This window comes from Anaerotruncus massiliensis (ex Togo et al. 2026) (genome assembly GCF_030825285.1).
Lineage (GTDB): Bacteria > Bacillota > Clostridia > Oscillospirales > Ruminococcaceae > Anaerotruncus > Anaerotruncus massiliensis.
Window position 1 is genome coordinate 1 of the sequence record NZ_JAPJQF010000065.1, and the last position, 12,637, is coordinate 12,637.

General features: G+C 65.9%; 7 protein-coding genes. 2 read left to right on the forward strand and 5 right to left on the reverse strand.

What is annotated here, in order from left to right:
- Positions 1 to 127: 127 nt before the first annotated feature.
- From RCI06_RS13035 to RCI06_RS13045, 3 genes are read right to left on the reverse strand one after another with little or no spacing between them, the layout of a single operon-like run.
- Complete coding sequence (locus RCI06_RS13035) at positions 128 to 2,524, reverse strand: hypothetical protein (protein ID WP_306576318.1); 2,397 nt, start codon at positions 2,522 to 2,524, stop codon at positions 128 to 130.
- Positions 2,499 to 3,398 (reverse strand): ABC transporter ATP-binding protein, encoded by a 900-nt coding sequence (locus RCI06_RS13040; protein ID WP_101552521.1) that lies wholly within the window; start codon positions 3,396 to 3,398, stop codon positions 2,499 to 2,501. Before RCI06_RS13040 ends, RCI06_RS13035 begins: the two co-directional genes overlap by 26 nt.
- Complete coding sequence (locus RCI06_RS13045; RefSeq protein WP_276873514.1) at positions 3,391 to 3,768, reverse strand: GntR family transcriptional regulator; 378 nt, start codon at positions 3,766 to 3,768, stop codon at positions 3,391 to 3,393. Before RCI06_RS13045 ends, RCI06_RS13040 begins: the two co-directional genes overlap by 8 nt.
- A 313-nt stretch (positions 3,769 to 4,081) precedes the next feature.
- Between RCI06_RS13045 and pyk the strand changes: the two genes are divergently transcribed.
- Both pyk and RCI06_RS13055 read left to right on the forward strand, forming a co-directional pair.
- Positions 4,082 to 5,833: a pyruvate kinase gene (gene pyk, locus RCI06_RS13050; protein WP_306576319.1), complete on the forward strand. Its 1,752-nt coding sequence runs from the start codon at positions 4,082 to 4,084 to the stop codon at positions 5,831 to 5,833.
- 63 nt (positions 5,834 to 5,896) lie between these two features.
- Positions 5,897 to 6,811 carry a class B sortase gene (locus RCI06_RS13055; RefSeq protein WP_306576320.1) on the forward strand — a complete coding sequence of 305 codons (915 nt, stop codon included), beginning with the start codon at positions 5,897 to 5,899 and terminating at the stop codon, positions 6,809 to 6,811.
- A gap of 63 nt (positions 6,812 to 6,874) precedes the next feature.
- On the opposite strand, the gene RCI06_RS13060 is transcribed toward RCI06_RS13055, so the two are convergent.
- Positions 6,875 to 7,756 (reverse strand): N-acetylneuraminate lyase, encoded by an 882-nt coding sequence (locus RCI06_RS13060; protein ID WP_306576321.1) that lies wholly within the window; start codon positions 7,754 to 7,756, stop codon positions 6,875 to 6,877.
- A 55-nt stretch (positions 7,757 to 7,811) separates the two neighbouring features.
- Positions 7,812 to 12,637, reverse strand: a 4,826-nt coding sequence (locus tag RCI06_RS13065) for an exo-alpha-sialidase (protein ID WP_306576322.1), incomplete at its 5' end; no start/stop codon positions are given.

Consider the following 12,637-nt stretch of genomic DNA (forward strand, 5'->3'; position numbering starts at 1 on the left):
GCTGTGTCCGCGGATCGTGCGCCCCTCCCCGCGCCGCCCCCCCCCCACCCTGTCGCCCTTTCCCGGCTTATGCATAAGCGGGCCGCATTTACCCGGCGGCCCGCTTCTATTTGCAGGAGGAGACGGTTTATTCTCCGGGGACCCCATAGGGATATGCGATCTGCTGGCGGAGGTCCTCAGGAAGGCGGGAGAGGGGCAGGAGGACCGGCGTTCCGCCCGTCGCGCCCCTGAACCAGAAGTTCGCGCAGACGACCGGCTCGGTTGTGTCCCAGCTCGGCACGGCGGCCGCGGCCAGCACGGCGATATCCGCCGGGTCCTCGAAGAGGACTTCGCTCGCGCCCGCCATCTGGGCCTGCACGACGGCGTTCCCCCACTCGTCGAGCCCCACATCCTCCCCCGGCGAGAAGTCCGCCGCGAGCACGTCTGGGTTCTCGGCGTAATACCGCCGGGAGGCTTCGACGTTCTCCTTCAGGTAATCGTAGTCGTTGGCGGTGAACTCCCCGCGTCCCGGGATCACCTGGAGCACCGCGCTGTCCGACGTGGTGAGATACCGCACGCCCGAGCCGGAGACCCCCACCGCGTAGCAGGCGTCCAAGTCAGGTGCGATCTCGTCGAGCACTCCCTTCTCCGCGAGGAATGCGCGGGTATGCAAGGAGCTCTCCGTCACGAGGAAGCTGCCGCTCGTGGAGGCGCGCGGCGCGCCCTCGGGCGGGAGGTCCGCCTCGAACGTCACCCACGCGACGGGCGCGTCCGACGGGTGCAGCAGGTCCTCGGCGGTTTGTGCGAGCAGGTCGGTCCGCATCGCGTCCAGAAGCGCCTGCGAATCGGCGGCCGGCCACGCCTTTTCCACCGTCCAGGCCCCGAAGGGGTCGGAGATCCGCCATTTTTTGACGTCCTGACCCCGGTCGAAGAACGCCGGGTGGGTCTGCGCGAGCAGGTCAGGGCTCGTCTCCAGCGGCGCGAGCAGCCGGATCGAGCTGGTGCCCGCGCCCTCGTACCGGCGGGTGAGGGTGCGGCCGTTCTTGAGGGTGTAGGTGATCGTGCTGCCCAGGTGCATGTATTCCTCGCCCGGCTCGAGGGTGATCCCCTCGTAGGGGCGGTACCGCTTGGCGATCACGTCCCGGTGGAACGCCTCCACCGCCGACAGATCCTCCGGCGACGAGAGCAGCACCTCGTTCGTGTAGCCGACGGCCCGGCCGGCTTTGTCCCCGTTATCGGGGAGGCCGGGCTCCACACGGCAGATGCTGATGTCCGCGGCGTAGCGGCCGGTGTAGCCGATCTCCACCGCAGCGACCTCCTCCGGCGCGGGCACGCGGCTTTCATAGCCGAACGCGCCGGTCATCGGGATGAGGGAGACGAGCACGACGCCGGCGACCGTCGCCGCGCCCAGCGGCAGGCTGCGCACGAGCGTCTTGAAGCCGCGGTTGAGGACGACCTCGGCCACCGCGTAGGCGAGCGCGCCGATGAGCGCCGTCCAGAGCAGGAAATCGGTCCGCCCGTGGCTGCCGGAGCAGGCGATCAGCCCGGCGGTCACGCCGCAGACGGCGGTGCCCGCCAGCTTGACCAGCGCCTGCAGGACGCCGCGCGAGGAGGTGGTCTCCGCGACCTCGGTCCTGCGGCGGCGGTAGACGCGCACGGCGGCCAGGAAGATGAGCAGTCCGAGCGCCAGCCAGACGAGCAGCGCGAGGTTCGCGCCCGGCAGGTGGCCCGGCCCGAACAGCCTGATCGGGGAGGAGGCGCCGAGCGTCCCGTCCGCGATGGCGAACCGTTCGATCATCAGCGTCACGGGGGAGAGCCTGGTTACGAAGGTGAGCGCGTCCACCCCCGCGCTCCAGCCGAAGAGAAAGAGCTCTGTGACGGTGAGCCCCAGCGCCGAAAGGACGGGGGCGGCGAGCAGCAGGGTCCCCGACAGCACGAAGGTGTCGAAGACGGTGCCGACGCAGACCGAGACAAAGGTGGTGACCGCGTAGATCGCAAAGCCGCAGATCATCCAGCCGAGCGCGTCGAGCCAGAGGTAGGCGGTCACGTCGGGCAGAAAGCCGAATTTTGCGATCTGCACCGCCATGATGAAGAGGTTGGAGGCGGCCAGCGGAAGCCCGACGATCGTCATGCCCACGGCGGCGTTTGCCGTCAGGAGCGTCCCGCGGGAGACGGGAATCGCGTGGTAGACGTCGGACGCCTTTTTGGAGTGCATGTAGCTGTTGAGCACGAGGGCGAGAATCATGGGCGCGAGCAGCGCGATCATCAGGAAAAAGACGATCGACACGCCCGCGAAGTTGCAGCCGAGGCCCTCGAAGCTGTAGAAATACATCGGGTTTTGGGCGAGCGTTTCGGGCGCGTACGCCTGGATGCGGGCGGCCTCGGCCGGGTCCACCCGCTTGAACGCCTCGAGCGCGAAGAGCAGCGGGTAGCAGACCGCCACAAGCGCGGAATAGAGCCAGAGGTAGCCCCGGTTGCGGTGCAGGATGTCCCGGTAGAGCTCGCGGAACCGGCCGGGCTTAGAAGAGGATGTTGTTGTAGTCATATCCGACCGCCTCCATTTCATGAATGAATACCTCCTCGAGGGTGAGCGGGACCCCTTCCGCAAAGACGGCGCCCTGCCGCAGCAGATAGTCCGACGCCTCGGCGGAATTTCCCCGCACGACGAGGGTCACGAGGCTGCCCGTGCGGACCGCCTGCATGATGTTGAGCCCCGCAAGCGCCGCGTCGTCCATCCCCTGCGGGAAGGCTGCGTGCACCTTGCAGAAGCCGAGCTTGAGCTCGTCAAGCTCCCGCTCGAAGAGGATTTTCCCCTGGTGCAGAAGCCCCACGTGGTCGCACAGGTCCTCAAGCTCCCGCAGGTTATGGCTCGTGATCACGACGGTCATCTCCCGCGACGCGATGTCGTCCGACAGGAGCTTCTTCACCGCGCCGCGCATCACCGGATCGAGCCCGTCGAACGCCTCGTCGAGCAGCAGCAGGTCGGGTTCGCAGGAGAGGGCGAGCAGCAGCGCCGCCTGCCGTTTCATCCCCTTGGAAAAAGTGCCGAGTTTCTGGCGGGGGTCCAGGGGGAAAATTGTGCAAAGTTTTTTGTATTTTGTGTCCGAAAACCGTCTATAAATTTGTTTATAGAATGTGGCCATCTCTTCGAGGGTGCTCTGCGGCAGGAAGTACAGGTCGTCCGCGACGAAAAAGATCCGTTCCTTGACCGCGATGTTCTCGTAAACCGGCTCCCCGGCGACCGTGACCTGCCCGCCGTCGGGCATGTAGACCCCCGACGCCAGCCGCAGGAAGGTCGATTTGCCCGACCCGTTGGACCCCACGAGCCCGTAGATCGAGCCTGCGTGGATCTCGGTGTCGAGCGAGGAAAGCGCCGTGAAATCCCCGAAGCACTTCACGAGCGACTGCGCTTTAATCATGGTTCGTTCCCTCCTCATATACCGCTTTGACCGCCCCGAGCGCCTCCTCGCGCGGGATTCCCGCACGCCGGCCCTCCGCGGCGGCCTCCCGGAGCTTTTCCAGCCGCTGCCCGCGCAGCATCCGCGCCGCGGCCGGTCCGGGCGAAACGAAGCTGCCCTTGCCCGCGACGGAGTAGATGACGCCGCTGCGTTCAAGCTCCTGATAGGCCTTCTGCACGGTGTTCGGGTTGACGCCCAGGTCCCTCGCGAGGCTGCGCACGCTCGGCAGCTGCTCGTCGGGCGCGAGCGCCCCCAGCGATACCAGTTCGGAGAGCCCCCGGACCAGCTGTTCATAGATCGGCTGGCGGCTCTGCAAATCAAGCGACAGCACGGTTCCACCCCTTTCGGTCGATTAATCGTATTGTCTGTATTAAAACAATTAGTACAGTTACAGCTTACCACACCCGCCCGGAAAATGCAAGGGGAAATTGCGGCTTTTTCCGAAAGAGGGCGTTTTTAAAGGTTTTATGAATTTTTCCCAATCCATTTGACACCCGTAAAAATGATGGTATACTTTAGGGAGATATGATCTGAAATTGCTTCCTGACGGCGGGCCCGCCGCGCCGGTTTTCCCGGCCGGAAGCCCGCGTGAGCGCTTTTTCGGGCCCCTGTCTTTTCACACTAAATCACGAGGTGGATTGCTTTTGAGGAAAACCAAGATCGTCTGCACCCTCGGCCCCGCGTCCGACAGTGAAGAACGGATTCACAGCCTGATCTGCGCCGGCATGGACGTCGCGCGCTTCAACTTTTCCCACGGCTCCCACGAGAGCCACAAGGCCACCTTCGAGCGGGTCAGCCGCCTGCGCGAAGAGCTGCGCCTGCCCGTCGCCACCCTGCTCGACACCAAGGGCCCGGAGATCCGTCTCGGCGTCTTCAAGGGCGGGAAGGCCGAACTGCACGCGGGCAGCCATTTCACGCTGACCGCCGACGAGTGCGAGGGGGACGAGACGCGCGCCTCGATCACCTTCCACGGCCTCGCCGAGGACGTGGGCAGGGGGGACACCATCCTGCTCAACGACGGCGCCATCGAATTGCGCGTCACCGGAACCCACGACGGCGCCATCGACACCGAAATCGTCAACGGCGGCGTCATCTCCGACCACAAGGGGGTCAACGTCCCCGGCGTGCGCCTCTCGATGCCCTACATCAGCGAGCGCGACCGTTCGGACATCCTCTTCGGCGCGGAGACCGGCTTCGACTTCATCGCCGCCTCCTTCGTCAGCCGGGCGGACGACATTCTGGAGATCCGCCAGCTGCTCGAGCGGCAGGGCAACCAGACCATCCGCATCATCGCAAAGATCGAGAACGCGGAAGGGGTCAAAAACATCGACGAGATCCTGCGCGTCTCGGACGGCATCATGGTCGCGCGCGGCGATATGGGCGTGGAGGTCCCCCTTGAGGACGTGCCCGTCTTCCAGAAGCTGCTGATCAAAAAATGCTACAACACCGGCAAGATGGTCATCACCGCCACCCAGATGCTCGAAAGCATGATCCACAGCCCCCGCCCCACCCGCGCCGAGGCCGCCGACGTGGCCAACGCGATCTACGACGGGACGAGCGCGGTGATGCTTTCGGGCGAGACGGCCGCGGGCGACTACCCCGTCGAGGCGGTGCGCACGATGGCGCAGATCGCCGAGCGCGCCGAACGGGACATCGACTACCGCAAACGCTTCTACTCCCGCTCGAACGAGCGGCTCCCCGATATCACCAACGCGATCTCCCACGCCACCTGCACCACCGCCTACGATTTGGGCGCGGCCGCGATCATCACCGTCACCTGGTCGGGCACGACGGCGCGGATGCTCTCCAAGTACCGCCCCGACATCCCGGTCATCGCCTGCACCCATGAGAAGGCCACCTACTGGCAGCTCGCCCTCTCGTGGGGGGTCACGCCCCTGCTCTGCGACGTGAAGGAGAACACCGACGACCTCTTTACCCACGCCGTCGCGAAGTCGAAGGCCGCCGGTTATGTGCACGACGGCGACATCGTGGTCATCACCGCGGGGGTCCCGCTGGGGGTCAACGGCACCACCAACCTGCTCAAGGTCCATGTGGTCGGCGACATCCTCGTCACCGGGCAGGGAGTCAACAAACGGTCGGCCTTCGGCAGGCTGTGCGTCGCCAGGACCGAGGAGGAGGCGCTCAAGAACTTTAACGACGGCGACATCCTCGTCATCCCCCAGACCTCCAACGCGCTGCTGCCCATCCTCAAGAAGGCGTCCGGCATCGTGACCGAGCGGGGGGGCCTCAATTCCCACGCCGCGATCGTCGGCATGGCGCTCGATATCCCCGTCATCGTCTTCGCGGAGAACGCGACCGCGATCCTCAAATCCTCCTCCGTCGTGGAGGTCGACGCCTCGGCCGGTACGGTCAGCAACCGCACCAGGACAGAATAAAACGCTGGCAATGCCCCCCGCGGGGCGTCACGATAAATGAGTCTACGATAAAGGAGTCTGTATATGAAACGCTTACACCTTTCCAACCGTTTGATCGCGCTGTTCCTGGCGATTGCCATGCTGCTCACGATGGCGGCCTGCGGCGAGCGCGCAAAGCCGGGCGAGGACGAGGGTCCCTCCTCCTCCGACGTCTCCTCTCAGCCGAAAATCCCGGCGTTCATCAACCCCTTGGAGGATGTCGACCTCACCCCCGTCGCGGAACCCGTGGCTCCCGAGGGCGAACTGCTTGAAAAACTCAACAAGGCCTACAACGTCAACAACGACGTCGTCGGCTGGATCCGCGTCCCCGACACCCTGATCGACAACGAGGTGCTTCAGTACGTCTCCACCCCGCCCCAGGCGTCCGACAACCTCTATTACGAGCGTAAGGACATCAACAAGAACTACAGCTTCTACGGCTGCTACTGGGCGGATTATGAGAACAAGATCGGCAACCGCAACGAGCTCTCCCAGAACACGATCATCTACGGGCACAGCATGTCCGACACGATCAGGGACGACCCGGAGCAGGATAAGTTCACCCAGCTGAAAAAATACCTCGACATCGAGTGGGCGAAAAAGCACCCCTACATCTACTTCTCCACCGCCGAGGACGACATGACCTGGAAGGTCTTCGCGGTCTCCTATGTGGACACCAAGCTCTCCTACAACCTGCCCGAGTATAAGGACCAGAACTTCAACGAGCTGATCGCGGAGCTCAAGGACCGCTCCCAGTTCGACATCGACGTCGACGTGACCCCCTCCGACAAGATCCTAATCCTCTCCACCTGTACATATCCGACCGGCTACACCAACAAGGCGATCGACGAGGCCACCAAGTTCCTCATCTGCGCCCGCCTGGTCCGTCCGGGCGAGGCCACTCCCGATACCCTCGAGATGACCGTCAACCCCGACCCCAAGAAGCCGCAGTACAGCTGAACAGCATTATGAAAAAGGGCCCGCAGGCAAAGCCTGCGGGCCCTTTTTGCGTCCCCGTCCGCCTCAGCGGGCGAGGTGGGTCTCGTAAACGCGGCGCAGCTCCGCCTCCCCTTCGGGGGAGAGCGGGGAAAACGGGCGCCTGCATCCGTGGGATTCGATGCCAGAATATTCGAGCAGCTTTTTGATCGATGCGAACACCCCGTGGCGGCAGATGACTTCGATCGCCTCGTTCGCCCTGCGCTGGAAGGCGAGCGCCCGCGCGGGGTCGCCCGCGCGGAACCGGTCGTATACCCCGCGCACAAGCGGGAGCAGGCAGTTGTAGGTGCTGCCCACGCCTCCGTCCGCCCCCGCGGCGAGCCCGGACAGGAGCATCTCGTCAAAGCCGTTCCACACGGTGAGGCCGGGATTGCGGGCCTTGATCCGTTCGAGCTGGAACATGTCCGAGCTGGTGAATTTGATCCCGGCCAGCCGGGAGCTGGATTTGAGCCGTTCGAGGAAGGGTTCGGTCAGCGCGAACCCCGAGAGGTTCGGGAAGTTGTAGACGAACATCGGCAGTCCGCTCCCCGCCATGATCTCGAGGTAGTAGTCCTCGATCTCCCGCTGGGTGAACTTATAGTAGAAGGGGCTGATCGCGGAGACGGCGTCGGCGCCCGCGGCCTCGGCGTGCTGCGCAAAGTCGACCGCCTGCCGGGTGGAGATCGCGCCCACGTGGGAAACGACCAGTTTTTCGCCGTTGTTCTCCTCGAGCACCGCCTCGAGGATCCCCTTGCGCTCCGATTCGGTCAGCAGGAAGGTCTCCGCCGTGCTGCCGCCCACGTAAAATCCGTCGATTCCTTCCGCGATCAGGCGGCGCACCAGCTTTTTGAGTTCCCGGTAATTCACCTCCCCGGTCTCCGTGTAGGGGGTCACCAGCGCCGCGTGCAGGCCCGCGTATTCCTTTTTCATCATGTCGCATCCTTTTTGCCCGGGGCGGCTGTCGCCGCCCCGGGGGTGTGTTTTTTCAGGGCTGTTTCCGTTTCCATGCCAGTCCGGCGACCGCGGCGGCCGCGCAGGCCGCCAGCAGGAGCGCCAGCGCGGGCGCCGCAGGGGCCGCCGCAGGGGCGGCGGCATCCGGCGCGGGCCGCGCCTGCGGAACCGCCGCCTTGACCGCCGCGTCGGGCGCCGCCGTTTCGGGCGCCGCGGCGGGCGCGTCGACCACGTGGACCGTACCGCCCGTGACGGGATTCACACGGCCTTGCGCGGACGCTTCCGGCAGGCTTTCGCCGCCCGTTTCCGCATAGAGCTCCGCGAGATCGCTTAGCGGGTAGAAGACCCTCCCCTTCTCGCGGGGCAGAACGTCGCCGCCGTAGATCACGATGGGGCCGCCGGCGAAGTTTCCGCTGACGACCAGCGTCACGTCGCGTCCGCGCAGCGCGTCCAGCACCGAGCGGGGCATTTCGTCGAATTTGCCCGGGTTCGCTTTGACGACGTCGCCGTCCTTCGCACGGCGGATGGCGTCCGCAAGCCTGCTCCAGTAGGCGTCCGCCTCGCCGCGGGGGGAACCGCCGCCGCCCGACCCGCCGCGTCCCGGCTTTCCGCCGGGAGTCGGCGGCGTATCGGCGGATCTCTTCTGTGCGAAGAGCCAGCCCGGCAGCTCCGGCTCGTTATAGGCGTTGAACCAGCAGCTGTGGCCCACGCCGGGATATTCGGTGTAGCGCGCCTCTCCGCCCGCCGCCCGCAGGGCCTCCGTCATTTCGCGGGAACCGGCAACCGGCACGGTCGGGTCCGCGTCGCCGTGGAACGCCCAGACGGGCAGGTTTTTCAGGAGCGCCGCCTCCTCCGGGTCGCCCGCGCCGCAGATGGGGACCGCCGCGGCGAAGAGGTCCGGGCTGCGCATCGCCATGTCCCACACGCCGTAGCCGCCCATCGAAATCCCGACCAGGTAGAGCCGGTCCCTGTCGACGCGGTAGTCGCCGCAGAGTTTTTCGAGCAGCTCCTCAACCGCCTGCATCGAGGCGCTCTCCGGGGTCTCCGACAGGTCGTAGGAGCCGTCCGCCCACGGGGCGTTCACCCACTGGCTGTCCGTACCGATCTGCGGGGCGACCATGATGCAGTCGTAGTCCACATCCTGCCTGTCGAGGATCTTCTGGAAGACGCCCGCCTCGGCAAGCTGCTTTTCGTTGTCGGTTCCGCGCGCGCCCGCCCCGTGCAGGAAGAGGACGAGCGGGTAGGTCCTGTCCGCGCTGTAATCCTCGGGCAGGATGAGCCGGTAGGGCAGCGTCGTCCCCGCCGAGTCGGTAAAGCTCCCGCGCGAGGCGGCCTCATCGGCGCTGCGCGCACCCTTGAGCGCCAGAATCTCCCCGGCGGACAGGGCGTAGTTATAGAGGCGCACCTCGTCCATCGCGCCCTTAAACTCCCGCGTTGCGCTGCCGTTATTTTTGCTCATGCCGATGCGCAGGATGTTCTCCCCGTTGACGTCGTACTGCCGGTCCTTCGGCTTGGAGGCGGAGAGCTTCCCATCGATGTAGATCTCCTGCGCCTGCGCGCGGTTGACGATCGCGAGATGGGTCCAGCGGCCGGCCCTGATCTTTTCCGCCGCGTTCAGCGTGGACTCCTCGGCGCCGTTCCCGATGTTGAACTGGAGGGTGCCGCTATTGAGGCGCACCCACCACTGTTTCGCACCCGCCGTATATCCGCCGTACCAGAAGAGCAGCTTCTGGTCGGTGAGGTCGCTCGGCTTGACCCAGAGGGAGGCGGTGAATTCGCCCTCCCCGAAGTCCCCGCCCAGCGGCTCGTTGACGTCGAGGAAGCTCCCGCTGCCGCCGCAGGCGAGCCCGCTGCCGTACCGCCCGTCCGCGGTGATGGAGACGTTGCGCGCGGCGGCGCTGTTGCCCAGGCCCGAGAGGTCGGGGACCATGCCGCCCGAAAGCCGCTCCATGTCGTAGTGGAGGATCAGGGCGTCCTCCGGGACCTTCCCGTCCCGGAGAACGGTGAAGGTGTACCCGACGGTCCTGCCGCCCGCGCGGACTTCAACGGAGACCGGCGTGCGCAGGCCGGTAAGCTCCGCGCGGAAGCTGTCCCCCGGAAGGACCTCCCCGTTGACGGCGATTTCCGCCGTCCCGTCAAAGGGGACGAACCGGATGTCGAGCGTCGCCGTCCCCTCCGCCACACGCACCTGATAGTCGTTGACAAGCGGACTGAACGCCGGCTCGATCTCCGCCTGCGGCTCAAAGGAGACCGCCTTGAGGCTGGCCTTGTTGTCCGCCTCGAGCCAGTCGAGGGAAAAGCGCAGCAGCTTCAGGGTGAAATTTCCGCCCGGGGAGTTCTCCGCCAGCACGCAGACCGTGCCGTCCTCGTCCACCGTGATGTCGGAATACCCGCCGTCCTTTGCGAGGATGGTCCGCTTGGCAGACCAGGTCCTGCCGTCGTCATAGCTCGCCTTGACGGTGATGTTGGAGCGGGAGCTCGTGCTCTCGGCGTTGACAAAGAGGATGGTGCCGCTGTCGTAGCGCACGAGGCTGCCAAAGCAGGTGGGGTCGGGCAGCGCGTCGTCGAAGCGGGGCTCGCTCCAGCCGTCGTAGCCGTTGGGGCTTACGGTGATCGACCGCCGTTTGGCGGGAGAGACGTTGCGCATGTTGAGCATGACGCTGCCGTCGCTCAGCTCGACCGCCGTCGTCTCGTTGGGGTCGGACATCTCCCCGGTGGGATGGACCAGCTCGCCGAGCTGCCAGCTTCCGCCGGCGTCGGTGCTGTAAAGGGTGGTCACCACCGCCGGATGGTGGGACATGTCCGCCTCGCCCGACTCCTTGAGCACCAGCCAGACGGGCACGAGCAGCGTGCCGTCGCGCAGCTCGATGCCGTGGCCGGGGCCGGTGGCGATGACGTTGCGGATCTCCGGGCTCGTCATGTCGGAGATCTCCTCCGGCTCGCTCCAGCTCACCCCGTCGTCGTCACTGCGGCGGTAGAAGACGCCTCCGTTGGACGACTCCACGCCGTACATGACGCAGTAGAGCAGATGCACCGTGCCGTCCCGCGACGCGATCATGACGGGGTTATTCACCGTCTTGCCCGCCTGGGAACCCGCGGCGAGCATCTGCGATTCGCTCCAGGTGTTGCCGCCGTCGGTGCTGCGCTTCATCAGTACGTCCATCGGCGCCCAGTCGCCCGCGTTCTTGCGCGCCTCGGTGTAGGCGAGCAGCGTCCCGGCGGCGGTGGTCACGATGCCGGGGATGCGGAAGTGGCCGTACCCCTCGGTGCCCGCCTGCCAGACGACGCTCTCCCCGAGCTTGTTGGAGGCCGGTTCGAAGGGGGTGGAGGCCGTCACCGACGGACCGTCGGAGCTGTAGCCGTTCGCATTGCCCGCCTCCACCTTGAAGAGGTAGGAGGTGCTCTCCTCGAGGCCGGTAAAGGTATAGGAGGCCGCCGCGCCGTCCACCTCCCCCGCCAGCTTCCCGTCGGCGTAAAGGCGGTAGCCGTCGACCGCCATCCGCGGGGCGTCCCACTCGACGGAAATCCGGTCGTCAAGCACCTCGGTTACCCGCAGTTTCTCCCGCTTGCTCCAGATCGGCACCGAGTCCGCCGGCACCTCGTAGGCGAGGGTCACATATTCGAGGAACGCCTCGGTCGGCTGTCCGGGCGTGCCCTGGCTCCAAAACTGGATCAGGTCGCCGTTCTTGTCCTTCTGCAGTGTGATGTCGCACTTGTAGTCGTCGTCGATGTAGAGCTTGGCGGTGGGGTTGTCGCTCTTCTCGACCTCAAAGCGGTAGACATGCCAGTCGTTCCCCGCCTCAAAGGAATAATGGCCGCCCCAGGTGCTCCCGCCGCCGCAGAAGCGCAGTTCCGTCTCCTCGATGCTGAACATGAGGCGGTAGGTGTCGTCGATCGCGATTTTGCTGGCGAGGGTGCTCTTGTTCGAAGTCACTTCGCCCGTGCCGAACCGCCCCACGCGCGCCTTGAATTCCAGCACATGCTTCTGCGGGACCGCGGTCTCGAGGCCGATGATCGAGTTCGGCTGGTTCGTGCTGGCCAGCCGGAGCGCCGGCCCGTCGGTGACCTCGACCGTGCCGCTTGAAGACCACGCGTACTCCTTTCCGAAGTCGGCGAAATGCTCGTCCACATATTTGAAGAGCTCCCCGGATTCCGGCGGCGCGCCGCCGCCCGTCACCCGCAGGTACTCCACGCCCGCGACCGACGGGCTGTCCGCCGTCCCGTTCACCCAGAATTCGAGGACGGGCTCATTGCCGTCCTCCTGGAAGGCGATCTCCGTTATCTGGCGGTCGTCCACATAGAGCTTCGCCGAGGGGGTCTCCCCTGTCCGGTCCACCTTGAACCGGTAGGTATGCCAGTCGGTGCCCGCCGCAAAAGCGGAGGAACCGGCCCACGTCCCCTCCGGCGTGCAGTACCGGAGCTGATCCTCGTTGATCTTGAACATCAGCCGCCTTCCCCCCAGGGCCAGCTTGAAGGAAAGGTTGGCGCTGCCGGAGGTGTATTGCTCCACCCGGGCCCTGAATTCCACCGTGTAGCGGTCGGCGTCCAGGGTGCGGAACAGCTGCGCCTGAACGTTTACGCCCGTCGCGCCGGTCAGCAGGAGGCCTCCCTCCGGCCCCACCGCCGCGTTGCCGGCGAACGACCACTCCCCGGCCAGGCCGTCGGGGGAAAAGCTCTCGTCGAGCAGTGTCTCCCCGGAAACAGCCGCGTTCCGGGCGCGCACCGCCGAGGCGGCGACGAACCCTTCCGGCAGCGCGTCCGGGTCGGCGGGCGCGTCCGGGTCGGCGGGCGCGTCCGGATCGACGGGCGCGTCCGGGTCAATGGGCGCGTCCGGGTCAATGGGCGCGTCCGGGTCAATGG

Bases quoted from the DNA above. Each gene is read 5' to 3' on its own strand.
- RCI06_RS13035 (WP_306576318.1), bottom strand. From the start codon at position 2,524: ATGACTACAACAACATCCTCTTCTAAGCCCGGCCGGTTCCGCGAGCTC.
- RCI06_RS13040 (WP_101552521.1), bottom strand. From the start codon at position 3,398: ATGATTAAAGCGCAGTCGCTCGTGAAGTGCTTCGGGGATTTCACGGCG.
- RCI06_RS13055 (WP_306576320.1), top strand. From the start codon at position 5,897: ATGAAACGCTTACACCTTTCCAACCGTTTGATCGCGCTGTTCCTGGCG.
- RCI06_RS13060 (WP_306576321.1), bottom strand. From the start codon at position 7,756: ATGAAAAAGGAATACGCGGGCCTGCACGCGGCGCTGGTGACCCCCTAC.